Source organism: Sphingomonas sp. IC-56 (assembly GCF_021043375.1).
In the GTDB taxonomy this organism is placed as follows: domain Bacteria; phylum Pseudomonadota; class Alphaproteobacteria; order Sphingomonadales; family Sphingomonadaceae; genus Sphingomonas.
The window spans coordinates 158,012-179,078 of sequence record NZ_JAJNDV010000004.1; the positions used below are offsets into that span (position 1 = coordinate 158,012).

At 66.5% G+C, this 21,067-nt stretch carries 17 protein-coding genes; 9 read left to right on the plus strand and 8 right to left on the minus strand.

Annotated elements, in window-relative coordinates:
- The first annotated feature begins 164 nt into the window (after window positions 1-164).
- From gltX to LQ953_RS07415, 3 genes are all read left to right on the plus strand, one after another.
- On the plus strand, window positions 165-1,583 hold the full coding sequence (gltX, locus tag LQ953_RS07405) for a glutamate--tRNA ligase (RefSeq protein ID WP_231030084.1): 1,419 nt from the start codon (window positions 165-167) through the stop codon (window positions 1,581-1,583).
- A gap of 31 nt (window positions 1,584-1,614) precedes the next feature.
- The gene (locus tag LQ953_RS07410; RefSeq protein ID WP_231030085.1) at window positions 1,615-2,898 is read left to right on the plus strand and encodes a citrate synthase; all 1,284 of its coding nucleotides are present in this window, start codon (window positions 1,615-1,617) and stop codon (window positions 2,896-2,898) included.
- 120 nt (window positions 2,899-3,018) lie between these two features.
- Window positions 3,019-3,342, plus strand: a complete 324-nt coding sequence (locus LQ953_RS07415; protein WP_231030086.1) for a hypothetical protein — start codon at window positions 3,019-3,021, stop codon at window positions 3,340-3,342.
- Window positions 3,343-3,426: 84 nt separating this feature from the next.
- On the opposite strand, the gene LQ953_RS07420 is transcribed toward LQ953_RS07415, so the two are convergent.
- From LQ953_RS07420 to LQ953_RS07440, 5 genes are read right to left on the minus strand one after another with little or no spacing between them, the layout of a single operon-like run.
- Window positions 3,427-4,824, minus strand: a complete 1,398-nt coding sequence (locus tag LQ953_RS07420) for a sensor histidine kinase (RefSeq protein ID WP_231030087.1) — start codon at window positions 4,822-4,824, stop codon at window positions 3,427-3,429.
- 14 nt (window positions 4,825-4,838) lie between these two features.
- Complete coding sequence (locus LQ953_RS07425; protein WP_231030088.1) at window positions 4,839-5,936, minus strand: DUF2336 domain-containing protein; 1,098 nt, start codon at window positions 5,934-5,936, stop codon at window positions 4,839-4,841.
- A gap of 36 nt (window positions 5,937-5,972) precedes the next feature.
- On the minus strand, window positions 5,973-7,154 hold the full coding sequence (locus LQ953_RS07430; RefSeq protein WP_231030089.1) for a hypothetical protein: 1,182 nt from the start codon (window positions 7,152-7,154) through the stop codon (window positions 5,973-5,975).
- Window positions 7,155-7,195: 41 nt separating this feature from the next.
- Complete coding sequence (locus tag LQ953_RS07435; RefSeq protein WP_231030090.1) at window positions 7,196-8,392, minus strand: exo-beta-N-acetylmuramidase NamZ family protein; 1,197 nt, start codon at window positions 8,390-8,392, stop codon at window positions 7,196-7,198.
- The gene (locus LQ953_RS07440) at window positions 8,389-8,946 is read right to left on the minus strand and encodes a DOMON-like domain-containing protein (RefSeq protein ID WP_231030091.1); all 558 of its coding nucleotides are present in this window, start codon (window positions 8,944-8,946) and stop codon (window positions 8,389-8,391) included. The genes LQ953_RS07435 and LQ953_RS07440 overlap by 4 nt, the downstream gene beginning before the upstream one ends.
- A gap of 105 nt (window positions 8,947-9,051) precedes the next feature.
- Between LQ953_RS07440 and LQ953_RS07445 the strand changes: the two genes are divergently transcribed.
- Window positions 9,052-9,543 (plus strand): DUF4126 domain-containing protein, encoded by a 492-nt coding sequence (locus tag LQ953_RS07445; protein WP_231030092.1) that lies wholly within the window; start codon window positions 9,052-9,054, stop codon window positions 9,541-9,543.
- 47 nt (window positions 9,544-9,590) lie between these two features.
- Entirely contained in the window at window positions 9,591-10,817 is a 1,227-nt protein-coding gene (gene tyrS / locus LQ953_RS07450; RefSeq protein ID WP_231030093.1) for a tyrosine--tRNA ligase, read from the plus strand.
- Window positions 10,818-10,830: 13 nt separating this feature from the next.
- On the opposite strand, the gene recG is transcribed toward tyrS, so the two are convergent.
- Complete coding sequence (gene recG / locus LQ953_RS07455) at window positions 10,831-12,891, minus strand: ATP-dependent DNA helicase RecG (protein WP_231030094.1); 2,061 nt, start codon at window positions 12,889-12,891, stop codon at window positions 10,831-10,833.
- Between the two features lie 78 nt (window positions 12,892-12,969).
- Here recG and LQ953_RS07460 point away from each other — a divergent pair, with 78 nt between their 5' ends.
- Both LQ953_RS07460 and mfd read left to right on the plus strand, forming a co-directional pair.
- A complete protein-coding gene (locus LQ953_RS07460; RefSeq protein WP_231030095.1) occupies window positions 12,970-13,236 on the plus strand; it encodes an FAD assembly factor SdhE in 267 nt (88 codons plus the stop codon).
- Window positions 13,237-13,347: 111 nt separating this feature from the next.
- Window positions 13,348-16,806, plus strand: coding sequence for a transcription-repair coupling factor (gene mfd, locus LQ953_RS07465; protein ID WP_231030096.1), 3,459 nt, complete (start codon window positions 13,348-13,350; stop codon window positions 16,804-16,806).
- A 4-nt stretch (window positions 16,807-16,810) separates the two neighbouring features.
- Here the strand turns inward: mfd and LQ953_RS07470 are convergent, their stop codons facing one another.
- Window positions 16,811-17,218 (minus strand): hypothetical protein, encoded by a 408-nt coding sequence (locus tag LQ953_RS07470; RefSeq protein WP_231030097.1) that lies wholly within the window; start codon window positions 17,216-17,218, stop codon window positions 16,811-16,813.
- Window positions 17,215-19,203, minus strand: coding sequence for a putative bifunctional diguanylate cyclase/phosphodiesterase (locus LQ953_RS07475; protein WP_231030098.1), 1,989 nt, complete (start codon window positions 19,201-19,203; stop codon window positions 17,215-17,217). Before LQ953_RS07475 ends, LQ953_RS07470 begins: the two co-directional genes overlap by 4 nt.
- Before the next feature lie 80 nt (window positions 19,204-19,283).
- On the opposite strand from LQ953_RS07475, the gene moaA reads away from it, so the two are divergent.
- Window positions 19,284-20,300 (plus strand): GTP 3',8-cyclase MoaA, encoded by a 1,017-nt coding sequence (moaA, locus tag LQ953_RS07480; protein WP_231030228.1) that lies wholly within the window; start codon window positions 19,284-19,286, stop codon window positions 20,298-20,300.
- Entirely contained in the window at window positions 20,297-21,064 is a 768-nt protein-coding gene (locus tag LQ953_RS07485; RefSeq protein ID WP_231030099.1) for an NAD kinase, read from the plus strand. The genes moaA and LQ953_RS07485 overlap by 4 nt, the downstream gene beginning before the upstream one ends.
- The last annotated feature ends 3 nt before the right edge of the window (window positions 21,065-21,067 follow it).

Consider the following 21,067-nt stretch of genomic DNA (forward strand, 5'->3'; position numbering starts at 1 on the left):
CCCACAGCACCAAGTGTTCGCGCTCTGCTTCCAGCCAGTGTTCCAACGCGCCGAAACACTGGCGAAACGCCGCCGGGGCACCCATTTGAAGGCGCGGCAACCCCGTGCTAGGGGCGTCGGCGGCTGATCTGGCCATCGGTTTTCAAGTCTGGGAGCACGCGCGGTTGAGCGCAACATCTGATACTGCCGCTGACCGCGTCATCACGCGCTTTGCACCTTCGCCCACCGGGTTCCTGCACATCGGCGGCGCGCGCACTGCGCTGTTCAACCTGCTGTTCGCCCGCCACCATGGCGGCAAGTTCCTGCTGCGGATCGAGGATACCGATCGCGCCCGTTCGACTCAGCCCGCCATCGAGGCGATCCTCGACGGGATGCGCTGGCTCGGGCTCGATTGGGATGGCGACGAGGTCTACCAGTTCGCCCGCGCCGAGCGGCACGCCGAAGTTGCGCGCGAACTGCTCGCCCGCGGCCACGCCTATAAGTGCTTCGCTACCGCCGAAGAGCTGGAAGCGATGCGCGCCGAGCAGCGCGCGAACAAGCAGCCGCTGCGCTATGACGGCCGCTGGCGCGATCGCGCCGAGAGCGAGGCTCCCGATGGCGCTCCGTTCGTCGTCCGCTTGAAGGCGCCGCGCGAGGGCAGCGTCACGATCGAAGATCTCGTCCAGGGCTCGGTGACCGTCAACAATGCCGAGCTCGACGACATGGTCCTGCTCCGCTCCGACGGCACGCCGACCTATATGCTCGCAGTCGTGGTCGACGATCACGACATGGGCGTCACCCATGTGATCCGCGGCGATGACCATCTCAACAACGCCTTCCGCCAGTTGCCGATCTATCGCGCGATGGAATGGCCGGAGCCGCGCTATGCGCATATCCCGCTGATCCATGGATCGGACGGCGCCAAGCTGTCCAAGCGCCACGGCGCGCTCGGCGTCGACGCGTATCGCGACGATCTGGGCATCCTGCCCGAGGCTCTTTCCAACTATCTCCTCCGCCTCGGCTGGGGCCACGGCGACGACGAGATCATCAGCCGTGATCAGGCGATCGAGTGGTTCGACCTCGCCGGCGTGGGCAAGTCTCCTTCGCGTTTCGACCTGAAGAAGCTCGAAAACCTAAACGGCCATTATATCCGCGCCGCCGATGATGCCATGCTGGCCGATCTGGTTGCGCCGCGTCTCGGTTTCGCGCTCAGCGACGCCCAGCACGCCCTGCTGGTCTCGGCCATGGCCGTGCTCAAGCCACGCGCCGCCAATCTGCTCGAACTCGCCGACGGCGCGGCCTTCCTGTTCCGCATTCGCCCGCTGGAGATCGACCAAGGCGCCGCCGCGCTGCTCGAAGGTGACGCGCGCACCATGCTGGTCAAGTTGCATGCCGCACTCGAAGCCGCAACCAGCTGGGATTCTGAAACGCTGGACGCCGCGGTGCGCAGGGTTGCCGAGGATGCCGGCGTGAAGCTCGGCGCAACCGCACAGCCCCTGCGCGCCGCGCTGACAGGCCGACGAACCTCTCCGGGCATCTTTGACGTTCTGACGTTGTTGGGACGCGAAGAAAGCCTCGGCCGCATTGCCGACCAGATTAAATAAAACCTGATTGGGTCAGATAAGGACGACGATTATGAGCGACACCGCGAAGCTGAACGTGGCGGGGAAAGATGTCCAATATCCGGTGCTGTCAGGCAGCGTCGGCCCGGACGTCGTCGACATCCGCAAGCTGTATGCACAGACCGGCACCTTCACCTACGATCCTGGCTTCACCTCCACGGCGTCGTGTGAATCCGGCCTGACCTATATCGATGGCGATCAGGGCGTGCTGCTCCACCGCGGCTACCCCATCGGCCAGCTGGCCGAGCAGTCCAGCTTCATGGAAGTCGCCTATCTGCTGCTGAACGGCGAGCTGCCGAACCAGGACGAGCTCACCAAGTTCAACACCACGATCACGCGCCACACCATGCTGCACGAGCAGCTTGCGACCTTCTACCGTGGCTTCCGTCGCGACGCGCACCCCATGGCGGTGATGTGTGGCGTCGCCGGCGCGCTGTCGGCCTTCTACCACGATTCGACTGACATCACCGATCCGCAGCAGCGCATGATCGCGTCGCACCGCCTGATCGCCAAGATGCCGACGATCGCAGCGATGGCCTACAAGTACAGCGTGGGTCAGCCCTTCCTGTATCCGGACAACTCGCTGTCCTACACCGGCAACTTCCTGCGCATGACCTTCGGCGTTCCGGCTGAGGAATATGTCGTGAACCCGGTGGTGGAAAAGGCGCTCGACCGCATCTTCATCCTCCATGCCGATCACGAGCAGAACGCCTCGACTTCGACCGTGCGCCTCGCCGGTTCGTCCGGCGCCAATCCCTTCGCATGCATCGCGGCCGGCATTGCCTGCCTGTGGGGCCCGGCGCATGGCGGCGCCAACGAAGCCGCGCTCAACATGCTGCAGGAAATCGGCCGTCCGGAGCGCATCCCTGAGTTCCTCGCGCGCGCCAAGGACAAGAACGACCCGTTCCGCCTGATGGGCTTCGGTCACCGTGTGTACAAGAACTACGATCCGCGCGCGACTGTGATGCAGAAGACCGTGCGCGAAGTGTTCGAGTCGCTCGGCGTCAACGATCCCGTGTTCGAAGTCGCGCTCCAGCTCGAGGAGCTCGCGCTCAAGGACGACTACTTCATCGAGAAGAAGCTGTTCCCGAACGTCGACTTCTATTCGGGCGTCATCCTTTCGGCGATCGGCTTCCCGACGACCATGTTCACTGCGCTGTTCGCGCTCGCCCGCACCGTCGGCTGGGTCGCGCAGTGGAACGAGATGATCTCCGATCCGGAGCAGAAGATTGGCCGTCCGCGTCAGCTCTACACCGGCCCGACGCAGCGCGACTACGTGCCGGTCGGCCAGCGCTGAGCTAGTTCGGCCCCGGCGTGTCCGGGGCCGTTAACTTAACCTCAGCCTACGGACCAGTTCAGCTTCGCGTATTGCAGGCCCGGTTAGCGTCCTCTCATCGCAAGAAAGAGGAGACGGAAGATGAAGTTCGCAAAGATCATTGCCGCTGCGGCCTTGGCAGTTGCCGGAGTCGCGGCCGGTTCTGCACCCGCTGCCGCCGCACCCATCACCGCAACCGGGGCCGCAAGCGCGTCGACCTTCCTGGCGGCCAGCGCCGTCAGCAACATCCAGCACTATCGCGATGGGGATCGCTGGGGCCGTGACGATCGGCGCTGGGACCGCCGTGACCGCCGCCGCGGCTGGGATCGCCGCCGCTACAACCGCAGCCGCTATAACCGCTCGCATCGCCCGTGCTGGAACGAATGGCGTCGCGGCCGCCCGGTGACCGTCTGCGCCCGCCGCTAAAAATCTGCTGGTGATGTAGAACTCGGAGCGGTCGGGCACATGCGCCCGGCCGCTCTTGTTTGATTAGCGCACCGCCGGGGGCCGTTAGTCCTCGCCGCCGAACGCTTCGCGGCGCAGTGGCAGCGTGAAGACGAACCGCGCCCCCATGCCGGGAGCGCTGTCCACAGTCAGGTCACCGCCCATCGCCCGCGCCAGCCGCCGCGCGATGTACAGCCCCAGTCCGCTTCCGCCCGGCTCGCTCGTGTCGATCCGCGTGAACTTGTCGAAGATCCGCTTCTGGTCTTCCGGCGCGATGCCCTTGCCCTGGTCGGCGACAATCACATGGCCAAAGCCTTCTTCCCGCTCCAGCCGGATCCACACCATGCTCCCGCTCGGCGAATAGCGCACGGCATTGCCAATCAAGTTCACCAGCACCTGGAGCGCACGGCGGAACTCGCCGGTGACTGGCAACCGCTCGTCAAGCGCAGGCTTGTCGATCCGTACGTCGCATTGCTGGGCCCGAACCGTCAGCAACCCGGCAGCGCGGCGGGCGACATCGGCCAGGTCCAGCGGCTCAGGCGCGATCGTAAAGTCGGCGCGCTCGATAGCCTGAAGGTCGACCAGATCCTCGACCAGGCCGAGCAGATGACGCCCAGCACTGGCGATATCGCCGGCATATTCCGCATAATCGGCTTTTAGCGGCCCTTCGGTCTGGGCGCTGATGCTGTCCGCATTGGCGATGATCCGCCCCAGCGGCTCGCGCAGCGCGCGGTCCAGCCGCTGGCTGAACGAGTCCGGAAAGCCGCCGAATGGCCCTGGCGTCGGCAGTGGTGCGTCCGGTTCGGGTGCCTCCACGTCGTCGCTGCCGAGCATGTAGGCAGCACCAATGAAGCCGGCAAAGCGTCCCGCCGGGTCGGTGCGCGGCGCGGCTTCAAGCCGGACCATGCGCCCGGTCCCGCGCAGTTCGGCTTCCTGCCCTTGGAAGCGCGCCTGCGCCGCCACGGCGTTCAGGATCGGCAGGTTGCCGCTTTCGTCCTGAGCCAGGCTGAACAGGCGCGTGATCGGCTGGCCCAGCATCATGCCGACTTCGAAGCCGTACCGTGCACCCGCTTCGGTGGAGATAAAGGTGATGCGCAGCGCGGCGTCGGTCTCCCACAGCCAGTCGGCTGCTGAACGGAGAAAGTCGCCTTCCCGGTCCGGCTCGTTCGCCGGCCCCCGCCAGCTTGGACGCGCACGCCAGCCGCTGACTTCCAGTCGCACACTGCCGACCTCCGGCTCGGCACGGACCCACAGCTCGACGTCGTCTTCGCCGTCGGCCGCAACCACGTTGCGGGAAATCGCGATGCCCAGCCGCTGCGCCAGCCGCGCCAGTGCTGCAACCTGCGGAATAGCCAAGGGCGCCCCGACTCGGCCGCCAGCACGCTCGTTCAGTTCGGCAAGCCGCATCTCGGCGTCGAGCAGGCGACCCGCTGAATCCAGCCGTGCGATCGCAACCATCGCCATGGGCTCCGCCGCTCTCACGCCGCACCCGCAAGGGTAAGGGCCAGGATCGCTGCCCGATAATCCGGGTGGAGTTTCAGGGCTGCCATGGCGCCTCTCGCCTCAGCGGGATCAAGCGCCATGATATCGTCGAGCATGTCCGCGAACTGCTCCAGGTCACGCCGCGCATCCGCCTCGCACAACGCATAGCCGATCTGCGCGACCGCACCGCGCGGCACGTCCAGCGCCCGTAAAGCAACCCAGAGCCGCTCCCCCGCAGGATCCAGCACCAGGTCCCGCCCGATCGTGAAACTCACCCCCAGCGCATGCGCAAGGATGGCAGTGAACAGCGCCACGCGCCCATCACCCAGTGCTTCGATCAACAACGCGCCCAGTTCCTCCGGCGGTGCGTCCAGCGCCACCGCGAAGCGCATAGCCGCGCTCTCCAGCCGATCGCCCTCGTCTTGATTCGCCAGACTGCGCAACGCCGCGTCGGAGAGCACGCGGTCCAGCACGACACCGTCGCTCGCTGCTACATGTGCGGTCTGGCGGATTGTTGCCGCCACCCACCAGGTAAGCCGGTGCTGAAGTTCCGCAGGCAAATCGCCTGTGCCGCTCGCGCCACGCCGGCGGCTCTCTGCCATCAGCAGCGCTACTGCGCCATTGGCCAGCAAGCGGTCGGAATGCTGCGCGAACCGATTGAGAAGGCTGGGCTGCTCAGGATCGTCCGGCGCCTGCATCGGCAGCGCCGCGCCGAGCGCTTCCTGTCGCACGCGCGCGATCAGCTCCGCCATGAGTTCGGGATCGCGCAGCAGCCCTGATTCGCACAGTCGCGCATGTACCGCGCCGATCGGCTGGTCCAATGCCGCCGCCAGATTGGTCTCGCCCCGCCCGACCAGGATGCGCCGGCCACTATCGCGAAGCTCCGCCTCGATCCGGCCAATCACCCCCTCTACCAGCAGCGCCAGTTCGGATCGCAGCCGCTCGCCCAGCCGCACCGCTTCGGGCAAAAAGAAGTCATCCATCGCCAGCGTCAGGCTGCGCGAGGCGCGCGCCTCCGCTGCCGCGGCGCGAGCCAGCAGCTTCTCGGCGTCCATGGCCAAACCATGGCGCGTGTCGTGCAGTCGATCCGACATCGGCTCGGATCTAGCAGAGCCATGATTAAGACGAGACTAAGCTTTTTCGCGCGTTGCTTCGACCGCGGCGGCCAGTGTGCCAAAGGCATACAGGGCCGACAGGCCGAACCCGATCCCCACCCATCCGGCCAACGCAAACGGCGTCAGCAGCAGCAGATGCGCCGACGGGCTCGCCCACCAGCGCCGCGGCCGTGAAGGCGCCCGCTCCACCAGCGCCTGCGCGGCAAGCGCGACCATCGCCAGCACCATCGGCGTTGCCGAGTCGAGCAGCGTCTGCTCGATCCAGCCTGCGACCAGCGCCACGCCCCCAAACAAGCCCAGCATCGCCCATTCCAACATCTGCGACCGGCGATCCTCGCCACGCAGCGTCGTCAGCGATGCGGCGGTGGTCAGCGCCGCCGCCGACAGCAATGCGACAATCAAGCCGGTGCCCGTCCACGCTGCGCCCAGCGCCACCAGCGCCATCACTCCCAGCACGCCGCCCGCCACCAGCGGACCCCAGTCGGGCACGTTACGCGAAACCAGTTCGGGCAGCGCCAGCCGGGCGATTCGCGTGAATATCCAGCGATCCGCCCAGTCGTCCCGCCGCTCGCTCAGCGCCGCAAGCACGCCGGTGTTGCGCGCGGCCAGTCCCTCGGCGCTGCGCTCCACGGCATGGCCGCCGCGCAGCCAGCCGCTGGTCAGCGGCACATGCTGGGCGCCCGACTGCGCCGCCACGCGCAGCAAGGCGGATTGGAAGTCGTAATCCTCCGGCATCTCGGCGATCTTCTTGAGCTGCGCTAAGGAAATACGGGCCATCCCCGCCCAGCAGTCGCGCATGTCGAGCCGCTCGATTGCCGCGGGCGAATCGGCCTGGTCGGTGACCAGCAGCGCCTCCGGGCCTTCGCTGCCCATCCGGTCGATCACCGGATCGGTCGTTACCAACCCGTCGGCCAGCACCAGCACGCGCGTGCCCGGCGCCATCTTCTCCGCGGCTTCCTCGGCCGATCGCACCACATCCACGGCGATATCACGCCGCGACGCGCGGTTGATCGCGGCAAGCAGCGCGGGCGTGACGCGTCCCACCGCAATCAGCACCTGCTGCGCGCCCGCGCCCACCAGCAACCGCACCTGGTATTCGAGCAGCGTCATGCCGCCGAACGGCAGCGTCGCGACAAGCGTACCTGGACGGTCGCTCGCCTCCTCAATTGCAAAAATCAGCCCCGCCAACATCGCCATGTGGTTAAGCGGTTCGCCTGCGCCGCGCAATTGCGGCAAGATCAGTAGATCAGATACTTCTGCCGCACCGCTTCCCACGCTGCTTCATCAGGCTTGGTCAGCGCGTCCAGGTCGCCCGGCGAGCTCGCAGCGTCATCCACCCATTCCCGCAGCCCCGGACCACCGTTAATCACGTCGATCGCCAGCTTGTCGAACACATACTCGTACGGAAAATCGCGCCACAATGCATAGTCGGGGTACAAGCGCCGGATCGCCTTGAAGCCCAACGCCTGAAGCCGCCACGGCCGGAACGCGGCATGATCATAGGCCGGCCCCTCGGCATGGATAAACACGCCCGAGCACAACGCCCCCACATGCTTGTGGAAGGTCGGCTGGAACCACATGTCGCGCAAGGTGCAGCTCGCAGTCCATTCGGGCGCCATCCGCTGCATCTCGGCAATCACCGCCCGCGCGTCGATGTCAGGCGCGCCGAACAGTTCCAGCGCGCGCGTCGTGCCGCGCCCCTCGGACAGCGTGGTTCCTTCCAGCATAACCGTGCCGGCATAAGCCCGCGCCATGTTGACGTTTGCGGCATTGGGGCTCGGGTTGATCCAGGGCCGCTCGATCGGCCAGCCAAACCCAGGCCTAGCCTCGGGTGCCCAGCCCTCCATCTCGATCACGTGATACTCGACGTCGAGGCCGAAGTGATCGATAAACCAGCGCCCCATCTCGCCCAGCGTCATGCCGTGGCGCATCGGCATCGGCCCCGCGCCGACAAAGCTTTCCCAGCCCGGCAGCAGGGTAAGGCCCTCGACCGGGCGTCCCGCGAGATTGGGCCGGTCGAGCACCCACACTTCCTTGCCATGCGCCGCTGCTGCTTCCAGCACGTAAAGCAGCGTCGTCACGAACGTATAGATGCGGCACCCGACATCCTGCAGGTCGACCAGCATTACGTCGAACGTGTCCATCGACTGTGCAGTCGGCCGCCGAACCTCGCCATACAGGCTGAACACCGGCACGCCGTAGCGCGGATCGGTGAAGTCAGGCGACTCCATCATGTTGTCCTGAAGGTCCCCGCGCACCCCGTGCTGCGGCCCGAACACCGCCGAAAGGTTGATCCCAGTGGCAACCAGCGCATCGAGCGAATGGGTTAGGTCCCTCGTTACCGAAGCAGGGTGCGCAAGCAGCGCGACACGCTTGCCGTCCAGGGGTTTGCGGAGCGCGGGTTCGGCGAGCAGCCGGTCGATGCCGAAGTTCATAAAGCCTTCGCTGCCGGGAGTTCGAGCACGAAGCAAGCGTCATCATGGAAGTCCGGCTTGCCCGCCGGATGGGCAAGCGCCCAATAGCTTTTGGTGCCGTCCTTTTCCTCAATCACGGCAGTCAGGCTTGCCATGGTGGGCAGCACCGGCGGAAGTGGGATGCGGGCACGTACAACCACTGCATCTTCGGCGACATGCGCCTCGATCTGCGGTGTATGGTCCAGCGGCACAGGCGCCATCCCCTCGCGGTACCCCGAAAAGCGATAGGCTGCCCAAGCGCCGGAGGGTGAGAAATTATATTCCGCATACGCCTCCGGCCCTGCCCGCACGAACAGTTCCAGACAGGTCGTTTGCCACAGGCCGTCGGTCTGCACCGGCGCGGCAGGCGCTGGAACCACCAGGACTGTCGATGGGCAGGCTATGCGATAGGTGAGCGCGATTGCCTGCGCCTCCATCATGACAGTGACCTCAACGGCCTCCACCGATCCAGGCGGCGCGTCGGGATGCGCGCGCAGTTGGCGGCGTAGCGGGTTTGCGGATGAAGCCAGCGTCATGACCTGCACTGAAGCAAAGCAGCCGCGCCAAGGGAAGGCGCAACGGGCGGAGCCCCAGCGCGATTCGTCCGTTAGCCTCGAACAGCTTCCAGGAGACAATGCCCCATGCTTCGCTCTTTCCTGATCGGCCTCACGGCCGGTGCGCGCGCCATGACGCCGCTTGCGGTCGTCGCCAACGCCGCACGAACCGGCACCCTGCCCGCCGACAATGGCGCGCCTCGCTTCCTTTCGCATCCGCTGGTTTCGCTCGGCGCCACGGCTGTAGCAGTGTACGAATATGCCGGCGACAAGCAGAAGACCGCGCCGGACCGGATCATCCCGCCTGCCGTGATCATCCGCAGCGCCAACGCCGCCTTTGCGGGCATGGCGCTGTCGCCGCGCGGTGAACGCTTCGCCAATGCCGCCGTGGCCGGCGCCACCGCCGTTCTCGCTTCCTACCTGACCTTTGCCGGCCGCATGCTCGCGATGCGCAAGGGCAGCCAGGCCGTGACCGGCTTTGCGGAGGATGCCATCGTGCTCTCCAGCGCGATCGCCGCGGCACGCGCGCCCCTGCCCGAGATCCATCAGCCGACCCGGGCACTGTCCCAGCCGGCTTGATCCACAGGGATGACGGGCGCGCATGCAGCCGCTATGCGACGCCCGTCATGACGCAATACCAGTCCGATCTGCTCCGCCTGCTCTCCGAGCGTGGGTACATCCACCAGCTGACCGATGCGGAGGGCCTCGACGCCCTTGCCGGCTCACAGGTGGTGCCGGGCTATATCGGCTTCGATCCGACCGCGCCCTCGCTTCATGTCGGGCATCTGGTCTCGATCATGATGCTGCGCCAGCTCCAGCGCGCAGGGCACAAGCCCATCGTGCTGATGGGCGGCGGCACCGGCAAGATCGGCGATCCCAGCTTCAAGGACGAAGCGCGCAAGCTGCTGACCGAGGATCTCATTCAGCAGAATGTCGCCTCGATCCGACGCGTGTTCGAGAACTTCCTGACCTTCGGCGATGGCCCGAGCGACGCGATCCTGCTCGACAATGCCGAATGGCTCGACAAGCTGGAATACATCCCGTTCCTGCGCGACATCGGCCAGCATTTCTCGGTCAACCGGATGCTCAGCTTCGACTCGGTCAAGCTGCGCCTCGACCGCGAGCAGTCGCTGAGCTTCCTCGAATTCAACTACATGATCCTCCAGGCCTATGACTTCCTGGAACTCAGCCGCCGCGCCGGCTGCCGCTTGCAGATGGGCGGCTCGGACCAATGGGGCAACATCGTCAACGGCGTCGAACTTGCCCGGCGTGTCGATGGCCAGCAGGTATTCGGCCTCACCACGCCGCTGCTGACCAACGCGGACGGCACCAAGATGGGCAAGAGCGTGGGTGGCGCCGTCTGGCTCAACCGCGATCAGCTGCCCGACTTCGATTACTGGCAGTTCTGGCGCAACACCGACGACCGCGACGTCGGCATGCGCCTGCGCCTGTTCACCGATCTGCCCTTGGACGAGATCGCCCGGCTCGAGGCGCTTCAAGGCGCCGAGATCAACGAGGCCAAGAAGATCCTCGCCAATGAAGCCACTGCGCTGTGCCGCGGGATCGAAGCCTCGGCGCTCGCCGCGGAAACCGCGCGCAAGACCTTCGAGGAAGGCGCCACCGGCGCTTCGCTGCCGACGCACGCCGTGCCGGGCGGCAGCATCGCCGTGGTGGACGCGCTGCTGGCGCTTGGCCTGTGCGCGTCCAAGGGCGAGGCACGCCGCAAGATCGCCGAGGGCGCGATCCGCCTGGACGACCAGCCCGTGTCCGATCCCGCCGCGACGATCACCGTGTCGGGCCAGAACAAGCTGAGCTTCGGCAAGAAGCGTCACGGCCTGCTCATCGCCGGCTAGGCGCGGCGGCGCGCTAGCCCGAGCGCAGCAGGCCCACGGCAGCGTCGCGCTCGAACAGGTACAGCGCGATGCGCGCCGCTTCGCCGCGAACGCTGTTCAGTTTGCGGTCCTGGTCCACCAGCAGCCGCGCATCGGCCGTGGCCGCTTCCATCAGCGTCGCCAGCATCTCCGGCTGCACCAGCCGGAACTGCCGCTCGCCCGATTGCCGGGTGCCCAGCAATTCGCCGCCTCCGCGCAGTTCCAGATCGCGCTCGGCAATCAGGAAGCCGTCATTGGTGTTGCGCATCAGCGCCAGCCGCGCGCGCGACGTTTCGCTCAGCCCCCTGCCGCGCACCAGCACGCAATGCGACTTGCCGCCACCGCGCCCGACGCGCCCGCGCAGCTGGTGTAACTGGGCAAGGCCAAAGCGGTCGGCATGTTCGATCACGATCAGCGTGGCATTGGGCACATCCACGCCCACTTCGATCACCGTGGTGGCGACCAGCACGCCATGCTCGCCAGCGGAGAAGCGGCGCATGACTTCGTCCTTTTCCGGCCCCTTCATGCGCCCATGGACCAGCCCGACCTTGTCGCCGAAACGCGCCTTCAGCTCCACCGCGCGCGCCTCCGCCGCGGCGAGGTCTGTCTTCTCGCTTTCCTCAACTAGAGGGCATACCCAATAGGCCTGCTTGCCCGATTCTAGATGACGGCCCAGCGCCTCTACGACAGCCTCTAGCCGCTCCTCGGAGATCACGCTGGTTTCGATCGGCTCGCGCCCCGGCGGCATCTCGTCCAGCCGGCTTACATCCATGTCGCCATGATTGGCGAGTTGCAGCGTCCGCGGAATCGGCGTCGCCGTCATCACCAGCAGATGCGGCGGCATCTGCGCCTTGGCTTGCAGCATCAGCCGCTCGGCCACACCGAAGCGATGCTGCTCGTCCACCACCACCAGGCCGAGGTTCTTGTAGGCCACGCCTTGCTGAAAGATCGCGTGCGTGCCGATCAGGATGTCGATCGATCCGTCGGTAAGCCCCATCAGCGTCGCCTCACGCGCACGCCCCTTGTCGCGCCCGGTCAGGATCGCGACCCTCACATCGAGCCCCGCCAAGGTCCGGCTCAGCGTCTCGAAATGCTGCCGCGCCAGGATCTCCGTCGGTGCCAGCAGCGCGCCCTGTGCCCCCGCCTCGGTCGCGATCAGCAACGCCATTAGCGCCACCAGAGTCTTGCCCGACCCGACATCGCCCTGAAGCAGGCGGAGCATCGGCTGCACCTGCGCCATGTCGCCTTCGATCTCGCGGATCGTCCGCGCCTGCGCACCTGTTGGAGCATAAGGCAGCTTCAACGCGTCGCGCAGCCGCCCGTCCCCCGTGAGCGGCTGCCCACGCTTAGCCCGCGCCGCCCCACTTACCAGCAACAGCGCAAGTTGGTTTGCGAACACCTCGTCATAGGCCAGCCGTTCGCGCGCCTTTGCGTCAGCCGGATCGGCATGGATGGCCGCCAACGCCACCCGCCAGGCCGGCCAGCCATGCCGCGACTTCAGGCTGGGCTCGATCCACTCGGGCAATTCGGGCGCGCGCTCGATCGCCTGCGCCGCTAATTGCCCAAGGCGCCGCGACGTGATTCCATCCGAACAGGCATAGATAGCCTCGCGCGCCTTTGCGTCGCCTGCGCGCTCGAGCGGCAGCACGTCGGGATGCACGATCTGGAGGAAGTCGCCATATTGCTCCAGCTTGCCCGACACCCAGTGCGGCTGTTCGAGCGGCAGAAGCTTCTTGGCCCAGCCCGAACTGCCGCCGAAGAACACCAGGCTGACAGGGTTGCCCTTGCCGTCCACCGCCTGCACCCGTGCAGGCGTTCGCGCGCTGCCGCCCATCCGATAGCTTACCGGCGTCAGCTGGATGGCGACGATCCGCCCCACATCGGCCTGGAACAGTTCGTCCCGTTCCACCCGGTCGATGAACCCGGTCGGCAGATGGAACGCGACGTCCACCACACGCGCCAGCCCCAGCCGCTCCATCGGCTTGGCAAGTCCAGGGCCAATGCCCTTCAGCGCGGTCACTTCCGCGAACAGTGGATTGAGAATGTCGGGTCGCATGGCTATCTGCTGGCCCGTATAGCCCAGCCGACCGCGTGTTCCAGCGCCGTCGGCTTATCGCGTTTGAAGGACTCTCCAATGGACCGCGAACATCGTCTCAAGCGCCTGCGCTTCCGCGCATGGCATCGCGGCACCAAGGAAGCCGATCTGCTGATCGGCGGTTTCTTCGATGCGAATGGCGAAAGCTGGAACGACGAGGAAATCACGCTGTTCGAGGCGATGATGGAGGAACAGGACGTCGACATCATGGCCTGGGCGATGGGAACCGCCGAAGTTCCCGCGCGCTACCAGGGCACGATCATCACGGCGCTCAAGACCCTGACCTACATCCCGATCGCGAGATAACGCCTCCCCTCAATCATGGAGGTAGAGGGTGCGATAGAGGCGCATGAAGCGCCCGCGCACCCGCCCTGCCCCTCTATGGAACCCTCCAGTTCGGGAGGGAGCAGAGATACGATGCCCGACCTGAAGACGATCCTCTCCGCCACGCGCCCCCTCACCCTTGCCGGCACGCCCGCGGGCTTCCAGCCCGTGATGCTTGCCGATCTGGCGCGTGCGGGCAGCCTTGCCGTGTTCATTGCATCGGACGAGGCGGCGATGCGGGCGATCGCCTCCACAGCCCCCTTCTTTGCGCCAGAGCTCGAGGTGCTGAGCTATCCCGCCTGGGACTGCCTGCCCTATGATCGCGCCTCTCCCACGCTGCGGGTCATGGCGGAACGGCTCGCCACGCTCCACGCGCTCCAGCTGACGTCTGGTCGCCCTCGCCTGCTCGTCACCACGGCCAACGCCGTTACCCAGCGCACGCTGACACCCTTCCGCATCCGCCAGCTGGTGGCGAAGCTGGCCCCGGGTGAGCGGATCAGCCTGGAGCGGCTGACCACGCTGCTGCAATCCAACGGCTATATCCGTGTCGATACGGTCAACGATCATGGCGAGTTCGCGGTGCGCGGCGGCCTGGTCGATCTGTTTCCCTCGGGCGCCGAACAGGCGCTCCGGCTCGACTTCTTTGGCGACGAGATCGAAAGCGTCCGCACCTTCTCGCCAGAAGACCAGCGCACCACGGGCCGCGTGGATGGCTTTACCCTACTCCCCGCATCGGAAGCGCTGCTGGATGAAGACAGCATCAAGCGCTTCCGCACCCGCTATCGCGAGAAGTTCGGCGCCAACGCCACGGGCGACCCGCTCTACCAGGCGATCAGCGACGGCCGCCGTCTTGCTGGCATGGAGCATTGGCTGCCGCTGTTCGAGGAGCGGTTGGAAACACTGTTCGAGCACCTGCCCGACGAGGCAGTGATTGTCCGCGACGCCGGCACCGACGGCGCGGCGGAACAGCGGTTCGAAGCGATCGCCGATTATCAGCAGAATCGCGTGCGTGCGGAGTCGACTGCACCCGGCAGCTATCGGCCGCTGGCGCGCGACGCGCTGTACCTGACGCCTGAGCAATGGGCACAGGCACTCGACCATGGCCCAGTCCATGTCGCGACCTCGTTCCACGAACCCGAAAGCGCTCGCGTTCTCGAGTTCAACGTCGATGGTCCGCGCGATTTCACGCCCGAGCGCACGGCAGGCACCAACGTGTACGAAGCCGTTGTCAGCCACCTTGCGAAGGTTCGCCGCGACGGGCGCAAGCCGATCCTCGCCAGCTACTCGGCCGGCGCGCGCGAGCGCTTGTCCGGCCTGCTGGCGGATCACGGGCTGAAGGGTGCCGTCCTCGCCGAGACGTGGCAGGAAGCGCTCGGCACCGCGGACAAGGGCGTCGCGCTGATCGTCCTGCCGCTCGACCACGGCTTCACCGCGCCCGACGTCGCCGTGCTGACCGAGCAGGACATGCTGGGCGACCGGCTCGTCCGCCGCTCCAAGCGCCGCAAGAACACCGACGCGTTCCTGCAGGAACTGGCGACGCTCTCGCCCGGCGACCTCGTCGTCCATGTCGATCACGGCATCGGCCGCTATGAAGGGCTGACTCAGGTCCCGGTGCAAAAGGCGCCGCACGATTGCGTCGCTCTGACCTATGCCGGTGGCGACAAGCTGTTCGTCCCGGTCGAGAACCTGGAAGTGCTGAGCCGGTACGGCGCCGGCGAGGAAGGCGCGACGCTGGACCGCCTGGGCGGCGAAGCCTGGCAGCGCCGCAAGGCCAAGATGAAGGAGCGTATCCGCGAGATCGCGGGCGAACTCATCCTGACCGCCGCCAAGCGCGCCACCCGTCCCGCCGAAGTCGCCGAGCCCGACCATGGCGGCTACCCCGCCTTCGTCGATCGCTTCCCGTACGAGGAAACCGAGGACCAGGACCGCGCGATCAGCGACGTGCTGGGCGACTTGGCTGCCGGTCGTCCCATGGATCGGCTGGTCGTCGGCGATGTCGGCTTCGGCAAGACCGAAGTGGCACTCCGCGCCGCCTTCGTCGCGGCAATGGCGGGCATGCAGGTCGCGGTGGTGTGCCCCACCACGCTGCTGGCGCGGCAGCATCACCGCAATTTCACCGAACGCTTCCAGGGCTTCCCGCTGGAGGTCGGCCGCCTGTCGCGCCTCGTTCCCGCCGCCGAAGCCAAGGCAACCCGCGAGGGCTTGGCCGAGGGCAAAATCGATGTGGTGGTCGGCACCCACGCGATCCTCGCCAAGACCGTCGACTTCAAGCGCCTTGGCCTAGTCATCGTCGATGAGGAGCAGCGCTTCGGCGTCACCCACAAGGAACGGCTGAAGGCGATGAAGGCGGACGTTCACGTCCTCACCCTCACCGCCACCCCGATCCCGCGCACGCTCCAGATGGCGATGTCGGGGCTACGCGAGCTTTCGGTGATCCAGACTCCGCCGGTCGACCGTCTGGCAGTGCGCACCTATGTAATGCCCTGGGACCCTGTGGTGTTGCGCGAAGCCTTGCTGCGCGAGCATTATCGTGGCGGACAGGCCTATTTCGTCACCCCGCGCATCTCCGACCTTCCCGACATCGAGAAGTTCCTGGCGCAGGACGTGCCGGAAATCTCCTATGTGGTCGCGCACGGCCAGATGGCGCCGACGGAGGTCGAGGAGCGGATGTCAGCCTTCTACGACCGCCGCTACGACCTGCTCGTTTCCACCACGATCATCGAGTCCGGCCTCGATATTCCAAGCGCCAACACGCTGATCGTCAACCGTGCTGACAAATTCGGCCTCGCCCAGCTGTATCAGATCCGCGGCCGCGTCGGACGTTCCAAGACCCGCGCCTATGCGTACATGACCACGCCACCGCAACGTCAGATGACAGAAGCGGCCGACAAGCGCTTGAAAGTGTTGTCTGATCTGGAGTCACTCGGCGCCGGCTTCCAGCTCGCCAGCCACGATCTCGACATCCGGGGCGCCGGCAACCTGCTCGGCGACGAGCAGTCGGGCCACATCAAGGAAGTCGGCTACGAACTCTACCAGTCGATGCTGGAAGAGGCGATCATGGACGCCAAGGCCGGCGGCCTGCGCGACGAGATCCGTCCCAAGGACCTGTCGCCCCAGATCACCGTCGACGCGCCGATCCTCATACCTGAGGACTATGTCCCCGATCTCGACCTGCGCATGGGCCTCTATCGCAGGCTCAACGACATCGAGGATCGTCGCGGTATCGAGGAGTTCGCCGCCGAGCTGATCGACCGCTTCGGCAAGCTGCCTGAAGCGACGGAGAACCTGATCACGCTGATCGAAGCGAAGCTGAACGCGAAGAAGGCGTGCATCGCCAAGCTGGACGTAGGGCCCAAGGGCGCGCTGGTATCGTTCCACCAGGACAAGTTCCCCAGCATCGACGGGCTGCTCGCCTATGTCGACAAGCTGGAGGGCACCGCCAAGCTGCGCCCGGACATGAAGCTGGTGATCACCCGCGCCTGGGCAAACCCAAGGGGGCGGCTGAACGCGGCACTTCAGCTATCGCGGGGTCTCGCCAAGGCGGCGGGGTAAAGCGTCAGGGCTGGAGAAGCGGAAGAATCAGTTCTTCGGCTTCTTCGAGCTCTGCCTCGCTGAACGTCTCGCGCGTCATGGTGAAGCCCCCACTAAAGCCTTCCAGCTGCCAGCGTCCGCGGATCTCCGTCGCGTCGGCATTCACCGCGCCGGTGTAGCGAACCGCGTGCGCCAGGCGCCCGCTGCCGTCATATTGCTTCATCCATGCCACGCTGCTGCCGCTGCGCTGGCCACCCACCACGGCACGCAGCACACCGCCCGCTTCCTCGCTGTCGGGTTCGGTGATCGTGCCGGTGATCGCGCCGCTCTGCTCGTCCAGTAGCGCAATGAAGCGGTTCGGTTCGACTTCCAACTGCTCGGCGTCCCAATGGCCATACCACACGCCGCCGACATCCTGACGATCGCGGCTCATGCATGCACCCGCCGCGTCAGCGCCGGCACGTCCAGCGGTTCGGAACACAGATAGCCTTGATAATATTGGCACCCTTCCTTGGCGAGCAGGTCGAGTTGCGCCTCGGTCTCAACACCCTCGGCCACCACTGACAGACCCAGCGATCGCGCCATGTCGATCACGCCCCGGACGACGATCCGGTCACGCGGGGAGCCGGTGATGTCGTGGCTCAGCCGCTTGTCGATCTTTAGATAATCGAGCGGCAGCGCCTTCAAATAGGCGAGGCTCGAATAGCCGGTCCCGAAGTCATCGATCGCCACGCGACACCCGGCCGCGCGCAACTCCGCAAGCAGCCCTGCCGCTTCGGTCAGGTCCGCCATAATGCCAGTCTCGGTGATTTCCACCGTCAGCCGCGAGCGGGGAAAGCCACTCGCGTCTATCCTGCCCAACAAGCTGTCGGCAAACCCTGCCCGTCCCACATCGGCGGCGGTCACGTTGATGGAGAGCCGCAGGCGCGACAACAGGCTCGGCCACCGCGCCGCCCCCGACAACGCTCGCTTCTGGATGTTGTCGCTCAGCGCCGCCTCCAGCCCGGCGCGCTCCGCCGCCGCAAACAGCGCCTCGGCACCGATCTCCCCGAGCTCCGGGTGGTTCCAGCGCGCCAGCGCCTCCACCCCGACGATCTGCCCCGAGGCAATCGCGACCTGCGGCTGATATCGCACCCCGATCTCCCCACGCTCCAACGCGCGGTGCAGTTCGTGCGCAAGCTGCTCCACCGGCGGGCCAGCCGGGTCCGCCCGCACTTCCCTGCCGAGCAGCGCTTCGCTTGCCCGCCGCAGCATCGCCGCCGCCGAGTCCCCTGGCTCCCCGGTCGCAGTGGCAAGCCTCGCCCCGATTGGCGCGATCGTGCCGCTCACCACGAAGGGGCGCCCCAGCGCCTCTTCCAGCCGCACCACGCCCTGCTCCAGCCGAGCACCGCTTGACTCGTCAGTAGCGACCAGGAACTCCGATCCGGCGATCCGCGCGACAATGGCGGATGCGCCCAGCGCCTCGCGCGACACTTCGCTCACGCGCTTGGACACTGCCCGGAGCAGTTCGTCACCGACTTCGCGGCCATAGGCGGTGTTGACGGTATCGAACCGCGTCATGCCGATCAGCACCACTGCCACCCGCGCGCCCTCGTCCAGGCGCCGGTCGATCCACCGCCGCGCGCTGGGCCCATCCCGCGCCCCTGTCAGCAAGTCGCGCACGGCCGAGGAGGCATCGGGTGCGACCCCCAGCGCCTCCACCAGCACGTCGAGCCTACCCGTCTCCCGGTCTTGCTGAAGATGCTGCACCACGCGCCCGACACCCGGCAGGTCATGTGCAAAAGCCGTCGACCCGCCGTCCTTACCTCCCAGCCTGCGAAGTGCCGCCCGCAACAGCAATCGGTCGGGCGCTTCCAACCGGCGCAGCATCGCGCGCGCGCCCGGCGCTTCGCTCAAGCCCAGCAAATTGGCAAGCGCCGGCGTCAGTTGCGGCGCGCCTACCTCAGGATCGAAGCGCCAGCCCAGCGGCTCGGTCGCGCCGCCCCCATCCCGTCCCCACCCTGCCAGCCGCTCGGCATGGCGAAAGGCAGAGCGGATCGCATGCGCCATCGCCGCCGACGACATCGGGCTGCTCAGAAAATGCGTAGCGCCGGCATCATGGAAGTGGCGCATATGCACCGTGTCGCTTTGCGAGATCAGGATCAGCATCGCCGCGCCGTGCTGCTCCACGGTAGGGCCGAGCAGCTTGGCGGCGGCCAGACCCTCCGACATTGCGCCGCGCACGTCGAGAACCGCAACCGCGGCGCCGCTTGCGAGGAAGCGCTGGTCCAATCCGTCGGCACGGCGCGCCGCGATCACGCGCCATCCGCCGCTCGCCGCCGCGGCCGCAACCTCATCGCGCTGCCGGAACGACAGGATGAAAACCGGTACTTCGTTTTCCGCTGAATCGCTCGTGACGACCGTGAAACTGTCTTCCATGCGGCAATCGATAGCGGCAACGCATCCCCTTGCCCATCCGAAGGGTTGTTTGCGTCATGCGAAGTGCTTACCCCAGCGATATGGCCAGCGCCGTTCCCGCCCCTCTCCCTGAAAAGCTGGTGGATCGGCACGGCCGGGCGATCACCTATTTGCGGATTTCGGTCACGGACCGCTGCGATCTGCGCTGCCGCTATTGCATGGCGGAGCAGATGACGTTCATGCCGCGGCAGGCGCTACTCGATCTGCAGGAGATCGCGCTCATCGCCGAGCGGTTCATCGCGCGTGGCGTGCGGAAGATCCGCCTCACGGGCGGCGAGCCGCTGGTCCGCCGCGATGTGATGGAGCTGGTGGCGCGGCTGGGCCATTCGCTTGGACAAGGCCTGGACGAACTGACGCTTACCACCAACGGCACGCGGCTTGCGGAGCATGCCGGAGCACTATTCGACGCTGGCGTCCGCCGCCTCAACGTCAGCATGGACAGCCGCGATCCCGAACGCTTTCGCCATATCACCCGGCACGGCGACGTCGCGCAGGTCCTGGGCGGCATCGATGCTGCCGCCGCTGCGGGACTGGCGATCAAGATCAACATGGTGGCGCTGAAGGGCCTCAACGAACAGGAGATCGCGCCCATGCTCGCCTGGTGCGTGGAGCAGGGCCACGACCTTACGCTGATCGAGACCATGCCGCTGGGTCTGGTGGACGAGGATCGCGCCGACCGTTTCCTGCCCCTGACGGAGGTAATGGACGACCTGCGTACCCGCTTCGACTTGCAGTTCGAGGATCGCAGCACGGGCGGCCCCGCCCGCTACTGGCGCGTCGCTGGCACGAATATACGCCTTGGCCTGATTTCACCGCTCACCGGCAATTTCTGCGCGAGCTGCAACCGGGTACGCCTGTCGACCGACGGCAAGCTTCACATGTGCCTGGGCCATGACGATTCGGTCGATTTGAAGGCAGCTTTCCGCAACGGCGGCCTTGCTGAAGTGGACGCCCGCATTTCACAGGCGCTCGACCTGAAACCGGCCGCGCACGATTTCCGCATCGAGCGTGGCGCCGCGCCCGCGGTCGCGCGCCACATGAGCGTGACCGGCGGATGAGGCCAACCGCGCTGGTCGCCTCGCCGACCCCTCCTGCCCAGGTTGCCGAGGAAGAGCTGCGCCAAAGCTATGACTGGGCGCCGCTGGAGGAAGCCGAACAGGTCGTGGCACTCGGCGGCGACGGCTTCATGCTGCAAACCTTGCACGCCATGCTTGAGCGCCGGTGCATCTTGCCGGTCTTCGGTATGAATCTCGGCACCATCGGCTTCCTGATGAACGATTGGCGCCTGGAAGGGCTGCCCGAACGTCTCGCCCGCGCGAAGCCGTTCCGAGTGTCCTCGCTCACGATGACCGCCGTCACTGTCGATGGCGAGCATTGCCGGCTCCCTGCGATCAACGAAGTGTCTCTGCTCCGAGAGACCCGTCAGACTGCCAAGCTCGAAGTGACGGTCAACGACCGCATCGTCCTGCCCGAACTGGTCTGCGACGGGTTGCTGGTCGCCACGCCCGCGGGCTCCACCGCCTATAACCTGTCCGCGCAGGGGCCGATCCTGCCGCTCGGCTCGGCCCTGCTCGCGCTCACGCCGATCAGCCCGTTCCGGCCGCGGCGCTGGCGCGGCGCGATCCTGCCGGAAAAAACCCGCATCGGTATCCGCGTTCTGGAGGCGGACAAGCGTCCGGTATCCGCCGTTGCCGATCAGCGCGAGGTGCGCGACGTCGCCGAGGTTCAGGTGCAGATCGACCATGTGCGCGACCTCACCTTGCTGTTCGATCCCGAGCATGCGCTCGACGATCGCATCACCATGGAGCAATTCATCGCGTGAGCG

What these genes read in the sequence shown, in the direction of transcription:
- LQ953_RS07410 (WP_231030085.1), top strand. Translation starts at nt 1,615, where the DNA reads ATGAGCGACACCGCGAAGCTGAACGTGGCGGGGAAAGATGTCCAATAT.
- LQ953_RS07415 (WP_231030086.1), top strand. Translation starts at nt 3,019, where the DNA reads ATGAAGTTCGCAAAGATCATTGCCGCTGCGGCCTTGGCAGTTGCCGGA.
- LQ953_RS07420 (WP_231030087.1), bottom strand. Translation starts at nt 4,824, where the DNA reads ATGGCGATGGTTGCGATCGCACGGCTGGATTCAGCGGGTCGCCTGCTC.
- LQ953_RS07425 (WP_231030088.1), bottom strand. Translation starts at nt 5,936, where the DNA reads ATGTCGGATCGACTGCACGACACGCGCCATGGTTTGGCCATGGACGCC.
- LQ953_RS07430 (WP_231030089.1), bottom strand. Translation starts at nt 7,154, where the DNA reads ATGGCGATGTTGGCGGGGCTGATTTTTGCAATTGAGGAGGCGAGCGAC.
- LQ953_RS07435 (WP_231030090.1), bottom strand. Translation starts at nt 8,392, where the DNA reads ATGAACTTCGGCATCGACCGGCTGCTCGCCGAACCCGCGCTCCGCAAA.
- LQ953_RS07440 (WP_231030091.1), bottom strand. Translation starts at nt 8,946, where the DNA reads ATGACGCTGGCTTCATCCGCAAACCCGCTACGCCGCCAACTGCGCGCG.
- LQ953_RS07445 (WP_231030092.1), top strand. Translation starts at nt 9,052, where the DNA reads ATGCTTCGCTCTTTCCTGATCGGCCTCACGGCCGGTGCGCGCGCCATG.
- tyrS (WP_231030093.1), top strand. Translation starts at nt 9,591, where the DNA reads ATGACGCAATACCAGTCCGATCTGCTCCGCCTGCTCTCCGAGCGTGGG.
- recG (WP_231030094.1), bottom strand. Translation starts at nt 12,891, where the DNA reads ATGCGACCCGACATTCTCAATCCACTGTTCGCGGAAGTGACCGCGCTG.
- LQ953_RS07460 (WP_231030095.1), top strand. Translation starts at nt 12,970, where the DNA reads ATGGACCGCGAACATCGTCTCAAGCGCCTGCGCTTCCGCGCATGGCAT.
- mfd (WP_231030096.1), top strand. Translation starts at nt 13,348, where the DNA reads ATGCCCGACCTGAAGACGATCCTCTCCGCCACGCGCCCCCTCACCCTT.
- LQ953_RS07470 (WP_231030097.1), bottom strand. Translation starts at nt 17,218, where the DNA reads ATGAGCCGCGATCGTCAGGATGTCGGCGGCGTGTGGTATGGCCATTGG.
- LQ953_RS07475 (WP_231030098.1), bottom strand. Translation starts at nt 19,203, where the DNA reads ATGGAAGACAGTTTCACGGTCGTCACGAGCGATTCAGCGGAAAACGAA.
- moaA (WP_231030228.1), top strand. Translation starts at nt 19,284, where the DNA reads ATGGCCAGCGCCGTTCCCGCCCCTCTCCCTGAAAAGCTGGTGGATCGG.
- LQ953_RS07485 (WP_231030099.1), top strand. Translation starts at nt 20,297, where the DNA reads ATGAGGCCAACCGCGCTGGTCGCCTCGCCGACCCCTCCTGCCCAGGTT.